Origin of the sequence: Streptomyces sp. NBC_00306, from assembly GCF_036169555.1 — a bacterium.
Classification (GTDB): Bacteria; Actinomycetota; Actinomycetes; order Streptomycetales; family Streptomycetaceae; genus Streptomyces; species Streptomyces achmelvichensis.
In genome coordinates, this window is sequence record NZ_CP108032.1 from 4,621,567 (window position 1) to 4,641,097 (window position 19,531).

The window sequence follows — 19,531 nt, forward strand, 5'->3', positions numbered from 1 at the left end:
ATGTCGTATGTAGAGGTGCCGGGTGCGAAGGTCCCCATCCGGATGTGGACGGACCCGGCCTCGGTCGAGGACGTCGCGATGCAGCAGCTGCGCAATGTGGCGACGCTGCCGTGGATCAAGGGCCTCGCCGTCATGCCGGACGTCCACTACGGCAAGGGCGCGACGGTCGGCTCCGTCATCGCGATGCACGGAGCGGTCTGCCCGGCGGCGGTCGGCGTCGACATCGGCTGCGGCATGTCCGCGGTGAAGACGTCGCTCACGGCGAACGACCTGCCCGGTGACCTCTCACGGCTGCGCTCGAAGATCGAGCAGGCGATTCCGGTCGGCCGGGGCATGCACGGCGACCCGGTGGACCCGGGACGGGTGTTCGGCTTCCCGACGGGCGGCTGGGACGACTTCTGGACCCGGTTCGACTTCGTGGCGGACGAGGTCAAGTTCCGCCGGGAGCGCGCGACGAAGCAGATGGGAACGCTGGGCAGCGGCAACCACTTCGTCGAGTTCTGCCTGGACGAGTCGGGAGCGGTGTGGCTGATGCTGCACTCCGGCTCGCGGAACATCGGCAAGGAGCTCGCGGAGTACCACATGGGCCAGGCCCAGAAGCTGCCGCACAACCAGGGCCTGATCGACCGGGACCTCGCGGTCTTCATCGCGGACACCCCGCAGATGGGGGCGTACCGGAACGACCTCTTCTGGGCGCAGGAGTACGCGAAGTACAACCGCGCGATCATGATGGGGCTGTTCCAGGAAGTGGTCCGCAAGGAGTTCCGCAAGGCGAAGGTGACGTTCGACCCGGTGATCTCCTGCCACCACAACTACGTGGCGGAGGAGCGGTACGAGGGCATGGACCTGCTGGTGACCCGTAAGGGAGCGATCCGGGCGGGCAGCGGGGACTTCGGCATCATCCCGGGTTCGATGGGCACGGGCTCGTACATCGTGAAGGGTCTGGGCAACGAGAAGTCGTTCAACTCGGCGTCGCACGGGGCGGGTCGGCGGATGAGCCGGAACGCGGCGAAGAAGCGCTTCTCGACGAAGGACCTGGAGGAGCAGACGCGGGGTGTGGAGTGCCGTAAGGACTCGGGTGTGGTGGACGAGATCCCGGGGGCGTACAAGCCGATCGAGAAGGTGATCGACCAGCAGAGGGATCTGGTGGAGGTCGTGGCGAAGCTGAAGCAGGTCATCTGTGTGAAGGGCTGAACCTCGGCATTCCAGGGGAACGACAGAGCCCCGGACTGATTGCGGTCCGGGGCTCTGCGACGACAGCCCAGCAACGTGCCGGGTGAGCCCGACCGGGCAGAGGTCTTCACGCGCTCCGGACAACGCCGCGGCGAGCGGCGGGCAGCGCGCCTGGCGGGGAGTGGGCGCGACACCGGCCGCGGCCGGTCGGTGTGACCAGGCGTGTCGCCTGCGGAGGCCTGGGTCACAGGTTGTGTACTGACGGTCATGACAGATCGCATCTCCCAGGTTCTTGTTCTCGGGGGCACTGGTAAGACGGGTAGACGTGTAGCCGACGCGCTCCGCCGGGGTGGTCTGGCTCCGGTGGTGGCTTCGCGTCGGGGTCCGGTCCGGTTCGATTGGGCTGATCGTCAGACGTGGGAGCCCGCGGTTTCCGGGATCGAGGCGGTGTACGTCGTCGACTCGTCGGGCCCGGAAGCGTCCGCCGAAGTCGAAGCTTTCGCCGCGGTCGCCGCAGGCGCCGGGGTGCGCCGACTCGTCCTGCTGTCGGCCCGAGTGTTCGGTGAGATGGCCGGTGAAGGGCTGCTTGGCACGGAGGACGCTGTGAAAGCGTCAGGTCTCGAGTGGACGATCCTGCGTCCGACGTGGTTCGCACAGAACTTCACCGAGGAGCGCACATACTTTGGAACCCTCTGGGACGGCTCCGGCGAGCTGCGGCTGCCCACGGGGGGAGGCCGGGAGGCTTTCGTCGATCTGGAGGATCTAGCGGATGTGGCCGCGGCAGCGTTGACGCAGGACGGCCATGCGGGCCGCACGTACGTACTATCGGGGCCGCGTTCCTTGACCTTTGGCGAGGCAGTCGGGCAGATCGCCGAAGCGTCGGGCCGGCCGTTGCACTACATCCCCGTCACCGAGGATGAATTTCGTGCCGAACTTGCCGCCGCCGGGAGGGCGGACGATGGCATCCTCGCGTTGTGTCGGCACATCTGCGAAGGAACCGGTGCCGAGCCTGTTGGCGGGGTCCGTGAGGCCTTGGGCCGGGCACCCCGAGACTTTTCCGATTACGTCAACCGAACCGACTTCAGCTCCCTGTAGGCGAGTTCTGCGCCCCTGATGCCACGCGCCGAGGGAGTCCGGCAACCCGTCGCGGTGCGTTGGCGGCGTGCCCGCTTGGGGTACCGACCCTGCCGGCGCCCCCGGTCTGCTCCCCGCGGCCCTGGTCACTGGTCGGCCAGGACCGCGGCACGCCCGTCGCCCAGCGGGAGAGCCGGTCTCGGTCCGCCGTCCTCGAACGCGCCTTGGGTATCGGAGTCAGCCGACCCATACAGTCGTGAGATTGCAGAACTCGCGGATGCCGTGGGCAGACAGTTCACAGCCCTTAGCCAGACCGCTTGATGCCTCCGAAGGGGAGTTCCGGCAGGGAGACGGTCATGCCGTTGATGAGGACTTGACCGGCCTCCAAGTCCGTTGCGAACCGGTCCTGTTCGGGCCTGTCGTTGGTCCAGCGCTGGAACCGAGCCCGAAGGGGGTTGCGTTGGCGATACCCAGCGCGTCTCTGCTCCGAGGCGAGAGGGCCGACATCGGTCTCGGCGTCGGAGGGGTCTCCGACCGCGAGGGATCCCATCCTGTTGACGAATTCTGCGTGAACGATGAATCACTTGGCGGCGATGCAGGACTGCCCGTCGTTCTGTGTGCGAGCCGTCACGGCAGTCGCCACAGCACTGTTCAGGTCCGCAGAAGGCATGACCTGGCCGACGTCGAGATCCCGAACCGGAGAGGCAGCTGCCGGACCGTCACGCTCGTTCGCCAGTGAGCGACGACCCGCGGTACGTCGGTCTTTCGGTGTCAGATTCCACGGCCGACACTCGGCTGCCTGGCAGCGAGCACTGAATGAATTTGCGAGACCACTATGGAGCCGGAGCCAACGGCGGAAGCGACACGTTTGACCGACCCCGATCGAACATCACCGACCGCAAATATTCCGGGGATGCTCGATTCCATTCCTGCCGGCCGGCGGCCATCTGAAAATGCCGAGACGTTACTGACGTCGTTGCCCACCAGCACAAACCCGTTCGAGTCTGTCTCGAGGCACCCTCCAAGCCATGCAGTGTTGGGCACAGCGCCGAGCATCAGGAACACATTGGATGTGGGATGTAGATGCGAATCGCCTGTCTCGGTGTTCAGCCACCCCACGGCCTCGAGGTGGCTCTTCCCCCGCAGCTCGTGTATCTCGGTTCGCGGGTGGACGGTGATTCCAGATGACGCTTCGATGCGTGTGAGAAGATACTGCGACATGGAGCCGGAAAGGCTGTCGGCCCGAACCAGCATGTGAACGTGATCCGCGAATTGTGAGAGGAACACGGCGGCTTGGCCCGCAGAGTTGGCACCACCTACAACGCAGATTTCATCGTTTCCGCACAGGGATCCTTCTAGGGCAGTGGCGGCATAGTGGATGCCATTCCCTTCGTACCGAGCCAGCTCCGGCAGATCCAGCCGACGGTAGTGGGCACCCGTGGCAACGACCACTGAACGGGCCCTGAGCTTCTCGCCATCGTGGAGCTGGAGCGTGAAGGGGATCCGACGGCAATCCACGCTGTCCACGACCCGAGGCAGCACCATTCGGGCTCCGAACTTCCTCGCCTGGGCTTGGGCGCGTGAAGCCAGGTCATGCCCACTGATCCCCAAAGGGAATCCCAGGTAGTTTTCGATCATGGACGACGTCCCCGCCTGTCCGCCGGGAGCCAAAGCTTCTACTACGACGGTGGCCAGCCCCTCCGACGCTGCGTACACGGCCGCAGCAAGACCTGCCGGGCCGGCACCAATCACCGCGACGTCAAAAACTTCATCATGGTCGATCGTCTCTATGAGTCCGAGACAGCCGGCCACCTCTTCAAGGGTTGGGTTTTCCATATAATGGCCGGGTCGGCAAACAACGACCGGCCAGCGAACGGACGGTCCAACAGTGTATCTACTCAGAGTGCCGAGGTCGCCCTTTTTGTTCGTGTCAAGGTAACGAACTGGGTAGTCATTTCGCTCCAAGAAGCTGAGCATTCGTACGACATCGCTGCCGGTCGAGGGGCCGGCGATGAGCACAGTCCCGAGCCCCAGCCGAATATATCGCAAGCGGCGCAGAATGAATGCTTTGAGTATGATGCGCGCCACATTCGGTTCGTTGGCTATCATCCTCCGGAGCTGCGGCTGGGTAAGCCTGATAACCGAGCATGAAGTCTGAGCAACGGCCTCCACCAAGGATTTCTGACGATTCAGAAGCGAAAGCTCTCCAGTGAACTGGCCGCGACCATAGGCTGTGACGATGCGTTCCTCGTCCGAATCGCCAGGGTTGCCTTGATGGTAGACGTTCACAACTCCGTCTCGAATGAAATAGAAATCGAAGTCGTCACATCCGCGTGAATACAGAACCTGTCCCATGGTCAGGTGGTCCTGCCTGCCGTACCGCTGCAAGCACTTCACGTGTTCGTCCGACAGTTCGGGAAAGATGTCTCTCGTGTCGGCGTGTGCAAATCCGTCGTCATCAACCGCATACGTCATGGTCGCCCCTTGTAATCGCTCCTGTTCGGGCAAGTCGGCCTGAAGGGCCTCCAATTGTCGCGAGGCGCGCGACCAATAGCATGATCTTGCCCGCTCCGGAAGAGCACGTTCGTCGATCCACAGGTTCAGTTGCGGCCATGCCGTCGATCCAGCAGCGCTGACCGCATCCAGCCCCGGGCATCGCCCATTTCTGCTTTCCGGCTACATCTATTTTCCCGTGCCTCCCCCCGGTGCGCATCCTCAGCGTCAGGAGGCTCCACCAACATGAGCTTTTCGATACGGGCCGGCACGCGCACTCTCCGACATACTGCGGCGTGGAGGCGGCTACGGCCGACAGCGCAGCCGCCACGACACCTCGCCGCATTTCGGCCGCGTCATCCTGGAGCTCCTCATGTCCGACAATGCCCCCGAGCCCCGCCCCGGAGCAGAGGCGCTCTCTCTTCGAACCGGTGCTCGTCTGTGGCTCTTTCTCCCCCCGCGACGCCACGGGGACGTCAGGCCCGATCGCAGCGTCAGCTTCCTCGAGCTCTTCTATGACCTCGTGTACGTCGTCCTGGTCGGCCAGGCGGCGCACACCCTCGCAGAGGACTTCTCCTGGCGGGGAACGGCGACATTCGCAGTGGTTTTCGGATTGATCTGGATCGCCTGGCTGAACGGCACACTCTTCTACGAGTTGCACGGCCGCGAAGACGGTCACACCCGGATGCTGATCTTCGTGCAGATGCTGCTGCTGGTTCTCATGGCGGTATACGTCGGCCATGCCGACAGCAGCGACGGCCGCACCCTGGCGGCGCTCTACGCACTGCTGTTGGCCCTGCTGAGCTACCAGTGGTTCTCCGTGTACCGGCGGGACCTGCCGGAGCTGCGCAGAACACCTCGGCGGTATCTGATCGTCATGGTTGCGGGCACCGTCCTGATGGCGGCCTCGGTGCCTCTGTCGACCGACGTTCGGCTAGTGGTCTGGGCGGTGTTCGTCGCCGCGTGGTGCAGCGCGGAGTGCGTCATTCTCATCGCCTGGCGCAGAGAGCCGAGTTACCACGTTGTGAGCGACTCCATGGTCGAGCGTTTCGGATTGTTCATCATCATCGTCCTCGGCGAAGTCGTCTTCGGTGTGGTGAACGGGCTGACGGAGACCGAACGCAGCACACTTGTCACGACTACAGGACTGCTCGGGCTCGCCATCGGATTCGGCTTCTGGTGGAACTACGCCGATTTGGTGTCCCGCCGGCTGCCCCGAGAGAGAGGGCACTCCCTGGCGACCTGGATCTTCATTCACCTGCCCATGGCCATGGCTGTGGCCTCAGCAGGTGCGGGAATGGTCGGACTCGTCGAGCATGCCACCGATCACCGCACACCGGTCGCCGTGAGCTGGCTGATGGGCGGGTCCGTAGCCATGATGCTGATCACGACCGTGGTGCTGCTCCCCGCCCTGGCGGACTACGACCGTTACCCCGCTGCGTACAAGTCGGTGCAGGTCGCGCTCGTCACGGCAGCTGTCGTCGCACTGCTCGTCGGCTGGTCCCGACCGGCACCATGGCTCCTGGCCCTCATCCTGCTCCTCCTTCTCCTCGCGACCTGGGTTTTCGCATTCGCCCGATGGCTGAGCCAAGGCTCCCTGATCAACGAACGATCAGCCGCCTGAAACCGAGGGCCCCGGCCCGTTACTGCCGTGATCACTCCGCGCGGTGCATCTGTAGGCTGCGGCCAGCCGGAGGAGGGCCTGGGAGGGCGGCCGGCTCATCCGGCGTGGTGGGTTTGCTGCGGGTTCTTGCTCCGGATCTTGCATTCTGGGGAGGACTGACATGAGAGCAAAGACGGCCGTGACGGTGGGTGCTGCTGTCACCGTTGCCGTATCGCTGCTGGTGGGGCCGGCGGCAGCGGCACCGTCTCCGGGCTGGCGAGACTTCTCCGGGCCGTCGGACGGTTACGGTGACCTTGTCGTCATCAACCCCGACAGCAGCGCTTCCTTCTTCTGGGGATCGGGCACCGGGAGTCTGCGTACCCATCCCGTCTTCTGGGGCGGCGAAGGAACCGGATTCAATCACTTCGTTCCCTTCAGCGACCTCACCGGGGACGGCTGCAACGATCTCCTCAGCCGCCGGACGAACGGCGACCTGTATCGGGAGGAGATTCACTGCGATCCCGGCAGGGGCGGCCAGTTCGATGTGAGCCGACGCCTGGGTACCGGCTGGAACCAGTTCAACGTCCTGACCTCACCTGGGGACCTGACGGGTGACGGCCGTGCCGATCTGGTCACCCGCCAGGCCACCACCGGTGACATGTACCTGTATGCCAACGACGGCGTGGGTGGGCTCGAGGCGAAGGGCCGCATCGGCACCAACTGGAAGATCTACCGGGCCGTTCTGGGCGCCGGTGACATCAACGGGGACGGCATCGGTGATGTCCTCGCGGTCGACCGGGACAACTCACTGTGGCGCTACGACGGAACAGCCGCCGGAACACTCAAGCCTCGCGCGCTGGTGTTCGGCGGCAAATGGGCCACCGGCCGGAACGCGTTCGTGGGCGTTGGTGACATCAGTGGTGACGGGCACGCTGATCTGATTTCCCGAAACGCGCAGGGGCAGTTGCTGCGCAACAACGGCACCGGCACCGGTACGTTCCGCTCCACCGCGAAGATCGCCACCGCGGGCTGGGGCCGCTTCAAGGGACTCTTCTGACAAAGGCTGAACTGCGGGGCGAACGCTGCCCCGCAGTTCAGTTGCAGCCGGTAGGAGGATGCCGAAGGTCGGATGAGGGCTCGAGTACCTCCGGGTGATCACCGCCACCACGACCCTGTCGGCGCAAAGCCGTACGGCGGGATGGATCGGCCGGCTACTCGTTCCCCTTCCCCGCCGGTACGACTTGCTGCTTCTGGCTGGGCACACCGGGCCTGCCTTGCGAAGGTACGGTTCCGGATCCACCCGGTCGTCCAGGTGCCGGCCGCCACAGGCCTGTCCGCTGTGCGGCGCGTCGCCAGAGGCGAGGCAGGGCGGTGTAGAAGCGGTCGGGGAGGAACGCGGCGTCCGCGATGATCATCGCGCCGGAGAAGAGCGGCAGTCCCATGAGCACGCCGATACCGATGTGCATCCCCAGCAGCAGGGCCAGAACGGGGTACTTGAGCCTGCCGAAGAGCACGAACGGAAAGGCGACCTGCAAGAGCACCGTCATGTAGCCGACGATCGCAATGAGGACCGTGTACTCGTCCGCGATGCGGGACAGCTCCGGCCAGGGCCTGAAGAGTTCGAGGTTCAGTACGAAGTGGAGAGCGGTGCCACCGCCCCAGGTGCCGCCCTGGACCTTGTACAGGCCGGCCGATCCGTACAGGAAGCAGACCTGCGCCCCGATGACGAAGAGGCCGCAGTTGTGCACCACCGTGGTCAACGTGGTGCGGGCATCGCGCAGTTCCTGTGCGAAGGGGCTCCTCGCCGGTGTCGGAGCGTCACTCGTACGAGCCGCCCTGAGGCGGTCTCTGCGTGCGTCCAGGGACCAGCGCCGACCGCATGCGGTGAGGACGAGGTAGATGGCCATCAGCAGGATCAGGTTGTCGCCCCCGTCCGTCATGAAGATCGACCGGGCATGGAACGACGTCACCACGATGGCGAAGAGGACCGACATGAATCGGGTCCGCCAGCCCAGCATGAACAGGGCCGACACGACGAGGGCAGCCCCGTAGCAGAGCTCGAAGTAGACACGGCTGTCGGACAGGGTCAGAACACTGTTCCAGCCTGTCTGGTCGAAGAGCTGCTGCGTCAGCGCGGGCGTCCACGGCGAGCCGGGGCCCCAGATCTCGTCGCGGTGCGGGAACTCACGCAGCAGAAAGCCCAGATAGAGCAGTCCGTACCCGATGCGCAGCACCGCCACGGCGTACAGGGACACCGGCCGCTCGGTCAGGAGCCCCCACAGCGCCCCCATCCGGGCGGCGAACCACGCGAGCACGCCGAGGCTCTCCGTCCCGCGGTCCGTCGGCCGACCGGGCGCCGGGGCCGTGGAAGAGGTTTCAGGCATCTGTTCATTTCCCATGGACGGGCACCTTCCACCACGGCAGAAGCCGGTTCTCGACGGGCGCCGGCGGGCGTTGGCCGGCTGCGGTGCCGGGCGCGGCGACGGGCAGGGTGACGACGCGGAGCTGGATGAAATCGAAGGTGCCGTCGGTGCGGGCGGCGACGCGGTCGGCGGCGATATTGCTCAGGTACTTCCGCATCATCACGGCGCGTTCCGTGCGCGACGCGTCGTCTCCCCCGTGCGAATCGGTGTAGGAGGTCCACGCGCGGCGCAGCAGGTTCTGGGACGTGTGGCTCGGGAAGGGGTTGTGCTCGACCGCTGCTGTGTCGGCGGCGGAGAGGTCGAACCATCCACTCACCCGGGTCGATCCGTCGGGGCGGGTATGGGCTGTTCTCGCCAGGACCTGACGGTTGACGGAGTCGGGGTCAGGGGCGAACAGACGCCAGTTCTGTTCGAAGAGGGGATACACCCAGGCATTGATCTGCTGGCTGTACCGCTTCGACACGGTATTGGGGGGCGCCACATGCAGGAACACCATGACGACGTGGACGAGAGTCGTTGCCAGACACAGGACGACAGCGGTGAACACCCCCGCCTCCAGAGCACGGGAACGTCTCGGTCGCTCGACCGGTGCGGCCTCGTCCTGGGGAGATTCCTGCCCGGCCGGACCGGAATCGGCGTGCTGGATTTCCCGCACGTCCGCTGATCTCATTCCGCTCGACACCGCCCACCCTGTCTTTCTCGTATTTCTGCTCACGCCTGGCTGCACAGCCTGCGTTTCTGCGGATGTCACGGACGGCGCACGGCGGATTCGCTGAGGATTCCGCCGTGCGCCGTCATCCCTTGTGAGGGTTCACTGAAGTGTTCCGACTAGCCCTCGTGTTACTTGGGACCGTCGTGACCGTCGTGACCGTCGTGGCCGTTCGGCTTGTCGCCGTAGCCGTAGTGCTCGCCGGGCTTGCCGTCGTGACCGGGCTTGTCGCCGTGGTCACCGTGGCCGGGCTTGTCGCCGTGGTGCTGCCCGTGGCCGGGCTTGTTGTCGTGGCCCGGCTTGTCGCCGTGGTCCTGGCCGTGGCCGGGCTTGTTGTCGTGGCCCGGCTTGTTGTTGCCGTCGTGGCCGCCCCCGGGGCCGCCGTTGCCGCCCGCGGTGTTGCCGGAGGTGTTGCCCTGCGTGTTTCCGGAGGTGGTGTTGCCCGCGGTGTTGCCGGAGGTGTTCCCGGACGAGTTGCCCGCGGTGTTCCCGGAGGTGTTGCCCGCGATGTTGCCCGAGGTGCCGCCGCTGACGACGCCGACGACGGGTCCGCCCAGCAGGCCTCCGCTGACCAGACCGCCACTGAGCAGACCGCCACTGGTGGTCGTACCGGTCGTCGTGCCCGTCGTGGTGCCGGTCGTGGTGGTACCGGTCGAGCACCCGCCGAGGAAGATCCTGTTGTTGTTGAGCGTCACCTCGCCGTTACGGGCAAGGGCCCGGCCCTGGATGTTCGCCCCTGCGTTCACGAAGATCGAGGTGAGAGCCATGATCGTGCCCACGAAGGTGGTGGTGGTGCCGATGGTCGCCGAACTGCCGATCTGCCAGTACACGTTGCACGGCGAAGCGCCGTTCGTGAGGAGGATCCGGCTGTTCGTTGCCGTCGTCAGGGCTTCAGGGATCTGGAACACCCAGACCGCATTGGGGTTTCCCCCGGCGTTCAGGACCAGATCACCGGTGAGTCCGACACCCGAGGTGGCCCGGTGGACACCCGGAAGCAGCTCCTGGCCTCCGCCGATTCCCGCGGGAAGCGCGAAGTCCTGGGCCTGGCCGGCCGCCTGGTTGTACGCCACGACCAGATCGCTCTTGGCCTGTGCGGCCTGCGCGTCCGCCGGGTGCACAGCACCGAGCACCTGCCCGGGCGGGAAGCCCGTGATGGCCGGGTTCGGGTGCGTCCCGAGGTCGTTGCTGAGCACTGTGGGGCCGGTGTTGGTGACTCCCTGGCCTGCCAGAACCGAGTAACTCGCGGCAGTGCCCAGAGGTACGGGGATCGCGATGGCCATCGCCTGCGTAGACGTCATGACGACCATCGCTGCGGCAACCGTCGTGGCAAGGGCCGAGGCCAGAATGCCTGACAAAGTACGGCGGTTTGCCGCTTGACGGATCTTCAGCTTCATCTAAGGGCCAATTTCTGTGGGGGGCCGTGGCGCACCGGGCCCTAACCGACAGCCCGGAAGCCTTGCTGATGCCGATGAATATTACGCAGGAGATTCCCCGAGGCAACGATGAAAAATCGAAAATGGGGTAATTGGTAAACGGTCGACGGCGCGATGGGCCATGCATATTCGTTAATGCATATCGGCGATCATCCGACATACCCGCCGAATGCGCGGCGTCCGCAACACGGATGAGGGACCTTCACCCGCCTGCCCTCCCGGCCGCACATGCAAAATGACGTCCGGCCAGGAGAATTCAGAACTCGCCGCCGGGTGGGCGTGGCGATCAACACATCGCAGCACTGGCATTGGCTCTGTCGACCTGCACCGGGCCCAACTCTGAGCGGCGGCAGCGGCAGCGGCATTCGCGCAGGGAGGTGCCGACCTGAGCGGAGCTCGTGCGCCTGCCCGTACGCGACCACTGCTACGACCGCCGTGCACGCCGCGTGTCCACGGCGCCGGACTGCTCGTTAAGTGCCTCGTGATCAAGCAACTCGTTCTCGTTTCCGCCCTTGCCGGAGCCGCACTGATGGTTCCCGCCACCGCCCAGGCCGCACCCGTGGCGCCGTCCCCCGGTATCAACCTGCCGATCGTCGGACAGTTCCCGCCCTCCGGTGGGCTCCAGCAGCTCATGAACCCCATCGAGCTGGTCAACGCGACCGATTCACTCGTTGATGTGCCCGGCCTGCCTCTGGACCCGACGATCGTCGGCTGAGGGCTGTCGCGTAGTGCGGGACAGCTTTGGGCGGTCACCGCCGGCAGGTGCGTCAGGCAGCGATGTGCGCCCGCCGGTTCCGGCAAGCGGCCTTCGTACCAGCAGAGGAATCTGGCGGAGATCGCGCGGCACAGCTGAGGCAGATCATCTGCGTGAAGAGTGAGAGGGGCAGCACACCGCCCCGTCGATGGGCCCCGGGCTGAAGGCAGCCTGGGGCCCTCGGTGTTGGTGCCTCGTGTCAAGAAGCTGTCCCGCACCCACTCCCGGCAAGGGAATGCCGTCTCCGCAGCCGCCACGGCTTACGCGGCATGAGTGGTGGAGAGCGGGGCACACGGAGCGTGCATGACAGAGATCCGGTGGCCGCCGATGGTGCGGCCGGCCGGATCTCGACTGGCCCGGGCTAGGTGGCGGGGCGGGGAGAGGGTGCTGCGGGTCGGCCTGAGGAGGCGAAGGCCCGCATGCACCGAAGAGACGGGAAGATCGGAACCGAAATGATTGTCCTGGGTGTCATTCTGCTCATCATCGGCCTGCTGGCCGGTGTCTCACTGCTGACGACGATCGGCGGGATCCTTCTCGTGGTCGGCGCGGTCCTGTGGGTCCTCGGCGCGAGCGGGCGCAAGGTCGGCGGACGGAAACACTTCTTCTGACAGTCCCGCCCTGCGCGGGCCCTCAGTGATGCGAGAGCACCCCTGAGGAGAGCCCGGCCAGGGGCTCGCAGGCCGATTCGAAGACCGGCCTGCCGACAACATCACCTTGCGCGACCAGGGGCCCTGCGGAGTAGCACTTCGCCGGGCCCCGTCGGCATGCCTGGGCCCGAAAACGCGTCGTCGGAGCGCGTTGCCGGAGCGGGGTGTGCCGGGTCGGGGTGTGACGGGGCGGTGCTCAGGCACTCGCGAGTGAGATCTCGGTGGACTTGATGAGGGCGACGACCGTGGAGCCGGCCGTCAGGCCGAGATCGGTGACCGCGTCGTTCGTGATGACGGCCGTGAGGCCACCGCCCTCGATGTCGACCTTGACGCTCGCCATGGCGCCGCCGGCGGAGACGTCGCTGACCGTGCCGGGGATCTGGTTGCGGATGCTCAGCCCGTCGATCGTGCCCGTGGCGAGGGCGACCTCGGTCGCTTTTACCAGCGCCCGCACGGCCGAGCCCTCGGCGAGCCCGAGGTCCTTGACGGCTTCGGTCGTGATGGCGGCGGTGACGTTCTGGCCGCCGTCGAGGCGGACCTTGACGGTCGCCATCGCCTCGCCGAAGGTGACCGATGCGACGGTGCCGGGAAGCTGGTTACGGATGCTCAGGCTCATGGGAAAACGCCTCGATTGCGGTGGAAAGCCGGTGTGTGCGCGCCTTGTTCGGCACCCTAGCCACACTCGGAGCTCCCTTCCGGGCACGCATCGCAGGCACCAGGGTGGTAGCTACCCCCGCCTCGCAGACCCGAGTCAACGCCTCTCGTGCCGCCCCGACCCGGGCGCCGCCCCCGACGGGGCTTGGCCTTTCCCACAGTGCGTCTGGCATTTGCTGTGCTGAATGCACGAATGAATTGCATCTGACAGGCAGAGCGGCCTACCGTGGCGCACATGCAGTCCTACACCATCGGACAGGCGGCTCGGCTTCTGGGCGTCAGCCCCGACACCGCACGCCGCTGGGCGGACGCCGGCCGGGTCGCGACCCATCGCGACGACGGCGGGCGACGCCTCATCGACGGCCGGGACCTGGCCGCGTTCTCCGTCGAGGTCGCCCAGAGCGGCACCGGCGAGGAGGACGCCTCCTACACCTCGGCCCGCAACGCCTTCCCCGGCATCGTCACCGCCGTGAAGCTCGGCGACGTCGCCGCGCAGGTCGAGATCCAGGCAGGCCCGCACCGGCTGGTGTCCCTGCTGACCAGGGAGGCCGTCGAGGAACTGGGACTGGAGGTCGGCATGCAGGCCACCGCCCGCGTCAAGTCGACCAGCGTGCACATCGACCGCACCTGACCCGGCTCTCCAGCGAAGCGGCGTCGCCCGTCCCCGGCGCGGCTGATCATCATCCGCCAGGCGGCATACGCCGACCGCGTCCCAAGGAGCTCCCACCCTCATGTCCTTCACTTTCACCAGACGCCACGTCACCGCTGCCGTCGCGACCGTGGCCCTGCTCGTGCCGCTCGCGGCGTGCGGCAGCGACGACTCCAAGGACGCGTCCGGGGCCCAGGCCACCGAGTCCGGCACGGGAACGCCCAAGGCGAACCTCACCGTGCTGGCCGCCTCCTCTCTCACCGACGTCTTCAAGCAGGCCGGCGCCGCGTACGAGAAGGCACACCCAGGTACGAAGATCACCTTCTCGTTCGCCGGTTCCCAGGAACTCGCGGCCCAGGTCAAGCAGGGCGCCCCCGCGGATGCCCTGGTCACCGCCGACACCAAGACGATGGACGGACTGGGGTCCGACACCGGCACTCCCTCGATCATCGCCAAGAACCGGCTCGTCATCGCCACCGGCGAGGGCAACCCGGAGAAGATCGACGAGCTGAAGGACCTCGCGGACACGAAGCTCAAGGTCGTGCTGGCGGCGCCCGAAGTGCCGGTCGGCCGCTACAGCAAGAAGATCCTCGACGCCCAGAAGATCACCGTGAAGCCGGTCTCCCAGGAGCCCAATGTGCGCGCGGTGCTCAGCAAGGTCGAACTCGGCGAGGCCGATGCCGGCCTGGTCTACAAGACCGATGCCGCCACGGCCCCGGACAAGGTCGACGCGGTCGAGATCCCTGACGCCCAGAACGCCATCGCCTCCTACCCGGCGGCCACGCTCAAGACGTCGAAGAATTCGGCGGCCGCCGAGGCGTTCGTGAAGTGGCTCTCCTCGCCGGAGGCCCAGAAGATCTTCCAGGACGCCGGTTTCCAGCAGCCGTAGCAAGTGTGTCCGGGCTGCCCGGTTCGGGGGGCCGGGCAGCCCGCACCCATGAACCCCCCACCCCTGGGGCCCTCGATGAACAGTCACCCACGGCGCCTGCCCGGCACCCGCACACCCTTCGCGCTCGTACTTCCCGCGCTGCTCGCCGTTGTGTTCCTGCTGCTTCCCCTCGTCGGGATCCTCGTACGGACACAGTGGTCGGAACTCGGCAGTCATCTGACGAGCCCGGGAACGACTCAGGCGCTGCGGCTTTCGTTGCTCGTGTCCTTCTGCGCACTCGGGCTGTCCTTGCTGCTCGGAGTGCCCCTGGCGTGGCTGCTCGCCCGCGTGCCCCTCCGGGGCAAGGCGCTGGTGCGCTCGCTGGTGCTGCTGCCCATGGTGCTGCCGCCGACCGTGGGAGGCGTTGCCCTGCTTCTCGCCTTCGGGCGGCGCGGATTGCTCGGGCCGTGGCTGGAGGACACCTTCGGGATCACGCTGCCCTTCCACACCTCGGGCGCGGTGCTCGCCGCCACCTTCGTGGCGATGCCGTTCCTCGTGATCAGCCTGGAAGGCGCGCTGGGCGGGCTGAGGCCGCGGTACGAGGAGACCGCCGCCTCGCTGGGCGCCTCTCCGATCCGCGTCTTCTTCACCGTCACCATGCCCATGGTCGCGCCCGGACTCCTCGCCGGGGCCGCCCTCACCTGGGCACGGGCGCTCGGAGAGTTCGGCGCCACCATCACCTTCGCCGGCAATCTGCCCGGTACCACCCAGACGCTCCCGCTCCAGGTCTATCTGCTGCTCCAGGACGATCCGGAGGCAGCGACGTCCGTCTCGCTTCTGCTGCTCGCCATCGCCATGGCCGTGCTCGTCGCCCTCCGAGGCCGCTGGACCGGCACGCCCAGGGACAGCGCCCGAGACGCTCGTCCCGCGGACGTCACCGACGACCCGTTGCCGGTGAAGGAAGCGCCCGGGGAGACGCCGGCTCCGGACGAACGGTGGGCCCTGCACGCGCAGGTCACGGGCTTCAACCGGCTCACGCTGGACGCCGAGCCCGGCACCACCATCGCCGTCGTCGGACCCAACGGTGCCGGCAAGACGACCCTCCTGCGCGCTCTGCTCGGGCTCACCCCACGAGCCCACGCCGACCTCCGTCTCGGCGACACCGACGTCACCGCGCTTCCCCCGCACCGCCGTGGCGTGGCCTGGGTACCGCAGGACGGCGCCCTTTTCCCGCACATGAGCGCGCTGGCCAACACCGCGTACGGACTCCGCGCCCACGGTGTCCCGCGCGCCGAAGCCCGTCGCAGAGCGCAGGAGTGGCTCGACCGGCTCGGTGTCGGGCATCTCGCCCATCGCAGACCGGCTCAGGTCTCCGGCGGTCAGGCCCAACGAGTCGCCCTCGCGCGGGCGCTGGCCGCACGCCCCAGACTCCTCCTGCTCGACGAACCGCTCGCCGCCCTCGACCAGACCACCCGCTCCCAGGTCCGGCACACCCTCCGCCGTCATCTCGACGGCTTCGGAGGCGTGTGCCTGATCGTCACCCACGACCCCGTCGAAGCCGTCGCGCTCGCCGACCGGGTCCTCGTCCTCGACGACGGACGTGCTCTGCAGGACGCCCCGCCCACCGATGTCACCCGGCACCCCCGCTCGCCCTGGGTGGCCCGCATGCTCGGCCGCAACGCATGGCCCGGAACCGCCACCGCGGAAGGCATCCAACTCGCCGACGGCGGCACGCTCATCGTCGCGGACCCGCTGCCGGCCGGCACCGACGCCCTCGCGATCATCGCCCCGGAAGCGGTCTCCGTACACCGCGACAAGCCCACCGGCAGCCCCCGCAACGTGTGGCCCGGCACCGTACGGGAGATCACCACCAGCGGAAGCCGGCTGCGCGTCCTCGTCACGTCGGAGCAGGCTCCCGATCTCGTCGCCGAGATCACCCCGCAGGCCGTCGCCGAACTCGGCCTCGCCGACGGAACGCCCGTGTGGACGAGCGTCAAGGCGACCGAAGCGACCGTGGTGGCCCTCTGAGCAGATCCCGTCGCGCGCGGGGCGGGCGACGACCTTTCCCTCTCCCGTCATGAGACTGTGGAATCCGACTGCTAGCGAGGAGCCGGCCCAGGCTCGCGGCGGTTCTCGACACACTGTCCAGGGGGCACGATGAACGACTCGGTCTCCTTGCTGACCGTCGGCATCGTCTTCGCGGTGCTGGTGATCAGGACGGCAGTCGCCGAACTGCGGAAACCCGGAAGCGCGCGCATCCAGTGGGCCTTCGTCACCAACACCCAAGCTGTCACCACGGGCGCCGTGGCGGCAGTCATGCTCGGTCTCCTCGGTTGGCGCAGTTCCGGCTACGGCGCGCTGGCGTGGGCGGTTCTCGTGGGAGTTCTGGTCGCGTTCCTTGCCGACCGCCGGCCACCCGAGCGCTGACACCGGGATCCAGGGACTGGCCGGAGGGCGGTGGGTTGTCCCGCTGCTCGGCGGGTCCGCCCTCTCCTGTGACCGATCCGTCGCTTACGCGTGTCGGTGCCGTACCCGGGATCCGGCCTCGCGCCACACTGTCGCGGGTTGCGACAGGAAGCGTGGACGGCATGAGCGGTGGCGGCGCATGGACCGGAGCCGCGGTTGCGGCCGTCACCGTCGGCTATGCGCTCTTCTCACGCCGTCTCGCCTCGACGCCGGTGTCGGCTCCGATGGTGTTCACGGGCTTCGGGGTGCTCATCGGGCCGGTCGGGATGGACGTTCTCGACCTGGGTCACGACGCGGGACCCGTGCTGACGTTGACCGAGGCCGCCCTGGCTCTCGTGCTGTTCACCGACGCGATGACCGTACGGCGACGGCACCTGCGCTCGGAAGGCTTCCTGCCCCTGCGTCTGCTGGCCATCGGCCTGCCGTTGAGCATCGCGGCGGGGTGGCTGCTGGCGTGGCCCCTGTTTCCGGGCCTGACCGTCTGGGAGTTCGCGCTGCTCGGCGCGATCCTCGCCCCCACCGATGCGGCGCTCGGCAAGGCGGCCGCCTCCAGCCCCCGTGTCCCACCGCTGGTGCGCCACGGCCTCAACGTCGAGAGCGGTCTGAACGACGGCCTGGTGCTGCCGTTCTTCCTCCTGTTCCTCGCCGCCGTCCCCGGCACGGTCGCCTCCGAGGAGGGCGCGGCCGGGGTGTTCTGGCGGGCACTGGTGGTGAGCACCCTGGTGGGCCTGGCCCTCGGCGGGCTCGGCGGGCGACAGCTGACCCACGCGCGGGCCCGCGGCTGGGCGACGGGTGAATGGCAGCAGGTGGTCGTCCTGGCAGTGGCGTTCTGCGCGTACAGCGTGGCGACGGCCCTGGACGGAAGCGGCTTCATCGCCACCTGGACGGGTGGCTTCGCGTTCGGCGTGGCACTGCGCAGGGGCGAGCCGGCTGGAGGGGATCCCGCGAAGGAGCGGCCCGCCGATCTGACCGAGTACGTGAGCGGACTGCTGGGGAACCTGAGCTTCCTGGTCTTCGGTGCGGTCCTTCTCGGCCCGGCGCTGGAGCATCTGAACTGGCAGATCATCACCTACGCCGTGCTCAGCCTGACGGTGGTCAGGATGGTTCCGGTGGCTCTCGCGCTGGCCGGTACCGGTATGCGGCTGCCCACCGTCGGCTACATCGGCTGGTTCGGGCCGCGCGGCCTGGCCTCCGTGGTCTTCGGGCTCCTCCTCGTCGAGGACCACGTGCCCGGAGTCGAACTGCTGGGCCGGGTGGTCGCGGTCACCATCGGGCTCAGCGTTCTGCTGCACGGGATGTCGGCCCCGTACTTCGCCGACCGTTACGGGAACTGGTACGACGCCGCGAGGACCGCTTCCCCCGATGTGCGCGAAGCCCAGGGCGCCGCCGAATCCATGGTGAAGCAGCACATCGACCCGCGGCGTCTGCGCTGAGCCGGGCGGGCTCCGCACGTCGCCACCGCGGTCCGAGTTCTCCGCCGAACCGAAAAGGTTCACCTCGGTACGTGTCACACATTTCACATGCTTCTTGTCATAGGGGTGAAAGCAGGCAGGAGCCCGCCGACGCAAGGAGTGCGACGATGACCAAGCCCGTTCTGGAACCCGCAGCTCAGGAGTTCGCGGACGCGACGGCCAAGCCGCCGTTCCTCTACGAACTCGGACCGGAAGGTGCCCGCAAGGTCCTGGACGACCTGCAGGCGGCGCCGGTGGAGAAGCCGGACGTGGAGGAGAAGTGGATCACTGTTCCCGCCGGCGTGGGTGATGTGCGGGTACGCATCGTCAAGCCCGTCGGCTCCCGGCGCCCGCTGCCGGCCGTCCTCTACGTCCACGGCGGCGGCTGGGTCCTCGGCAACGCCGGCACCCATGACCGTCTGGTGCGCGAGCTCGCCGTCGGGGCGAACGCCGCCGTCGTGTTCGTCGAGTACGACCGCTCCCCGGAGGCCACCTACCCGGTCGCCATCGAGCAGGCGTACGCGGCCGCCCAGTGGATCACCGCGCGGGGCGCCGAGGAAGGCCTGGACGCTTCCCGGCTTGCGGTGGCCGGCGATTCCGTCGGCGGCAACATGGCCGCGGCGCTGACCCTCATGGCCAAGCAGCGCGGTGACGTGACCTTCGTGCACCAGTCGCTGTACTACCCCGTCACCGACGCGGCCCAGGACACCGAAAGCTACCGGGAGTTCGCCGACGGCCCCTTCCTCACCGCGAAGGCCATGGCCTGGTTCTGGGACTGCTACACCACCGACCCCGCCCAGCGGGCGGAGATCACCGCCTCGCCGCTGCGGGCGAGCCTGGAAGAGCTGGAGGGCCTGCCGCCGGCGCTCGTCATCGTCGACGAGAACGACGTGCTGCGGGACGAGGGCGAAGCGTACGCCCGCAAGCTGACCCAGGCCGGCGTGCCCACCACGAGCGTTCGCATCAACGGCACCCTGCACGACTTCATGATGGTCAACCCTCTGCGTCCCACGCAGGCCACCACTGCTGCGATGGAGCGCGCCGTCCACACCCTGCGCGCCGCCCTGCACGGCAACTGAGGTTGTCGCGCTCTCAGTTGCTCTTGAAGGACCAGCAGCACTGAATGCGTGCACC

17 protein-coding genes and 1 pseudogene are annotated in these 19,531 nt (G+C 67.4%); 12 read left to right on the plus strand and 6 right to left on the minus strand.

Translation table 11 applies throughout. The features are described 5' to 3' along the window. The gene (locus tag OHA05_RS20610; protein ID WP_328861392.1) at positions 1–1,194 is read left to right on the plus strand and encodes an RtcB family protein; all 1,194 of its coding nucleotides are present in this window, start codon (positions 1–3) and stop codon (positions 1,192–1,194) included. A 246-nt stretch (positions 1,195–1,440) separates the two neighbouring features. After that, positions 1,441–2,268, plus strand: a complete 828-nt coding sequence (locus OHA05_RS20615; protein ID WP_328861393.1) for an NAD(P)H-binding protein — start codon at positions 1,441–1,443, stop codon at positions 2,266–2,268. A gap of 216 nt (positions 2,269–2,484) precedes the next feature. Here the strand turns inward: OHA05_RS20615 and OHA05_RS20620 are convergent. Both OHA05_RS20620 and OHA05_RS20625 read right to left on the minus strand, forming a co-directional pair. Next, positions 2,485–2,881, minus strand: a pseudogene (locus OHA05_RS20620) (aldehyde dehydrogenase family protein); the annotation flags it as partial. Between the two features lie 137 nt (positions 2,882–3,018). Further along, positions 3,019–4,722, minus strand: a complete 1,704-nt coding sequence (locus OHA05_RS20625; RefSeq protein WP_328861394.1) for an FAD-dependent oxidoreductase — start codon at positions 4,720–4,722, stop codon at positions 3,019–3,021. Positions 4,723–5,113: 391 nt separating this feature from the next. Between OHA05_RS20625 and OHA05_RS20630 the strand changes: the two genes are divergently transcribed. Then, positions 5,114–6,364, plus strand: a complete 1,251-nt coding sequence (locus OHA05_RS20630; protein WP_328861395.1) for a low temperature requirement protein A — start codon at positions 5,114–5,116, stop codon at positions 6,362–6,364. Between the two features lie 160 nt (positions 6,365–6,524). Then, complete coding sequence (locus tag OHA05_RS20635; protein ID WP_328861396.1) at positions 6,525–7,400, plus strand: FG-GAP repeat domain-containing protein; 876 nt, start codon at positions 6,525–6,527, stop codon at positions 7,398–7,400. A 154-nt stretch (positions 7,401–7,554) separates the two neighbouring features. On the opposite strand, the gene OHA05_RS20640 is transcribed toward OHA05_RS20635, so the two are convergent. The 3 genes from OHA05_RS20640 to OHA05_RS20650 all read right to left on the minus strand — a co-directional run bounded on the left by OHA05_RS20640 (position 7,555) and on the right by OHA05_RS20650 (position 10,869). Next, positions 7,555–8,634 carry an HTTM domain-containing protein gene (locus OHA05_RS20640; RefSeq protein WP_328863432.1) on the minus strand — a complete coding sequence of 360 codons (1,080 nt, stop codon included), beginning with the start codon at positions 8,632–8,634 and terminating at the stop codon, positions 7,555–7,557. A 97-nt stretch (positions 8,635–8,731) separates the two neighbouring features. Beyond that, on the minus strand, positions 8,732–9,262 hold the full coding sequence (locus OHA05_RS20645; RefSeq protein WP_328861397.1) for a DUF5819 family protein: 531 nt from the start codon (positions 9,260–9,262) through the stop codon (positions 8,732–8,734). A gap of 344 nt (positions 9,263–9,606) precedes the next feature. Continuing rightward, positions 9,607–10,869 carry an ice-binding family protein gene (locus OHA05_RS20650; RefSeq protein ID WP_443043729.1) on the minus strand — a complete coding sequence of 421 codons (1,263 nt, stop codon included), beginning with the start codon at positions 10,867–10,869 and terminating at the stop codon, positions 9,607–9,609. A gap of 568 nt (positions 10,870–11,437) precedes the next feature. On the opposite strand from OHA05_RS20650, the gene OHA05_RS20655 reads away from it, so the two are divergent. Both OHA05_RS20655 and OHA05_RS20660 read left to right on the plus strand, forming a co-directional pair. Next, positions 11,438–11,623 (plus strand): hypothetical protein, encoded by a 186-nt coding sequence (locus OHA05_RS20655; RefSeq protein ID WP_328861399.1) that lies wholly within the window; start codon positions 11,438–11,440, stop codon positions 11,621–11,623. A gap of 491 nt (positions 11,624–12,114) precedes the next feature. Then, positions 12,115–12,270: a DUF6131 family protein gene (locus OHA05_RS20660; RefSeq protein ID WP_313948914.1), complete on the plus strand. Its 156-nt coding sequence runs from the start codon at positions 12,115–12,117 to the stop codon at positions 12,268–12,270. Positions 12,271–12,505: 235 nt separating this feature from the next. On the opposite strand, the gene OHA05_RS20665 is transcribed toward OHA05_RS20660, so the two are convergent. Further along, a complete protein-coding gene (locus tag OHA05_RS20665) occupies positions 12,506–12,925 on the minus strand; it encodes a TOBE domain-containing protein (RefSeq protein ID WP_313944837.1) in 420 nt (139 codons plus the stop codon). 273 nt (positions 12,926–13,198) lie between these two features. Between OHA05_RS20665 and OHA05_RS20670 the strand changes: the two genes are divergently transcribed. The 6 genes from OHA05_RS20670 (at position 13,199) to OHA05_RS20695 (ending at position 19,476) form a co-directional block, all read left to right on the plus strand. Then, positions 13,199–13,594 carry a TOBE domain-containing protein gene (locus tag OHA05_RS20670; protein WP_313944836.1) on the plus strand — a complete coding sequence of 132 codons (396 nt, stop codon included), beginning with the start codon at positions 13,199–13,201 and terminating at the stop codon, positions 13,592–13,594. Positions 13,595–13,694: 100 nt separating this feature from the next. After that, a complete protein-coding gene (modA, locus tag OHA05_RS20675; RefSeq protein ID WP_328861400.1) occupies positions 13,695–14,501 on the plus strand; it encodes a molybdate ABC transporter substrate-binding protein in 807 nt (268 codons plus the stop codon). 75 nt (positions 14,502–14,576) lie between these two features. After that, entirely contained in the window at positions 14,577–16,508 is a 1,932-nt protein-coding gene (locus OHA05_RS20680; RefSeq protein ID WP_313944834.1) for an ABC transporter permease, read from the plus strand. Between the two features lie 129 nt (positions 16,509–16,637). Then, entirely contained in the window at positions 16,638–16,907 is a 270-nt protein-coding gene (locus OHA05_RS20685) for a hypothetical protein (RefSeq protein WP_313944833.1), read from the plus strand. Positions 16,908–17,068: 161 nt separating this feature from the next. Beyond that, on the plus strand, positions 17,069–18,379 hold the full coding sequence (locus OHA05_RS20690) for a cation:proton antiporter (protein ID WP_328861401.1): 1,311 nt from the start codon (positions 17,069–17,071) through the stop codon (positions 18,377–18,379). Positions 18,380–18,525: 146 nt separating this feature from the next. Then, complete coding sequence (locus OHA05_RS20695) at positions 18,526–19,476, plus strand: alpha/beta hydrolase (RefSeq protein WP_313944832.1); 951 nt, start codon at positions 18,526–18,528, stop codon at positions 19,474–19,476. Positions 19,477–19,531 lie beyond the last annotated feature (55 nt).

What these genes read in the sequence shown, in the direction of transcription:
- OHA05_RS20610 (WP_328861392.1), top strand. Translation starts at nt 1, where the DNA reads ATGTCGTATGTAGAGGTGCCGGGTGCGAAGGTCCCCATCCGGATGTGG.
- OHA05_RS20615 (WP_328861393.1), top strand. Translation starts at nt 1,441, where the DNA reads ATGACAGATCGCATCTCCCAGGTTCTTGTTCTCGGGGGCACTGGTAAG.
- OHA05_RS20625 (WP_328861394.1), bottom strand. Translation starts at nt 4,722, where the DNA reads ATGACGTATGCGGTTGATGACGACGGATTTGCACACGCCGACACGAGA.
- OHA05_RS20630 (WP_328861395.1), top strand. Translation starts at nt 5,114, where the DNA reads ATGTCCGACAATGCCCCCGAGCCCCGCCCCGGAGCAGAGGCGCTCTCT.
- OHA05_RS20635 (WP_328861396.1), top strand. Translation starts at nt 6,525, where the DNA reads ATGAGAGCAAAGACGGCCGTGACGGTGGGTGCTGCTGTCACCGTTGCC.
- OHA05_RS20640 (WP_328863432.1), bottom strand. Translation starts at nt 8,634, where the DNA reads ATGGGGGCGCTGTGGGGGCTCCTGACCGAGCGGCCGGTGTCCCTGTAC.
- OHA05_RS20645 (WP_328861397.1), bottom strand. Translation starts at nt 9,262, where the DNA reads ATGGTGTTCCTGCATGTGGCGCCCCCCAATACCGTGTCGAAGCGGTAC.
- OHA05_RS20650 (WP_443043729.1), bottom strand. Translation starts at nt 10,869, where the DNA reads ATGAAGCTGAAGATCCGTCAAGCGGCAAACCGCCGTACTTTGTCAGGC.
- OHA05_RS20655 (WP_328861399.1), top strand. Translation starts at nt 11,438, where the DNA reads ATGGTTCCCGCCACCGCCCAGGCCGCACCCGTGGCGCCGTCCCCCGGT.
- OHA05_RS20660 (WP_313948914.1), top strand. Translation starts at nt 12,115, where the DNA reads ATGATTGTCCTGGGTGTCATTCTGCTCATCATCGGCCTGCTGGCCGGT.
- OHA05_RS20665 (WP_313944837.1), bottom strand. Translation starts at nt 12,925, where the DNA reads ATGAGCCTGAGCATCCGTAACCAGCTTCCCGGCACCGTCGCATCGGTC.
- OHA05_RS20670 (WP_313944836.1), top strand. Translation starts at nt 13,199, where the DNA reads ATGCAGTCCTACACCATCGGACAGGCGGCTCGGCTTCTGGGCGTCAGC.
- modA (WP_328861400.1), top strand. Translation starts at nt 13,695, where the DNA reads ATGTCCTTCACTTTCACCAGACGCCACGTCACCGCTGCCGTCGCGACC.
- OHA05_RS20680 (WP_313944834.1), top strand. Translation starts at nt 14,577, where the DNA reads ATGAACAGTCACCCACGGCGCCTGCCCGGCACCCGCACACCCTTCGCG.
- OHA05_RS20685 (WP_313944833.1), top strand. Translation starts at nt 16,638, where the DNA reads ATGAACGACTCGGTCTCCTTGCTGACCGTCGGCATCGTCTTCGCGGTG.
- OHA05_RS20690 (WP_328861401.1), top strand. Translation starts at nt 17,069, where the DNA reads ATGAGCGGTGGCGGCGCATGGACCGGAGCCGCGGTTGCGGCCGTCACC.
- OHA05_RS20695 (WP_313944832.1), top strand. Translation starts at nt 18,526, where the DNA reads ATGACCAAGCCCGTTCTGGAACCCGCAGCTCAGGAGTTCGCGGACGCG.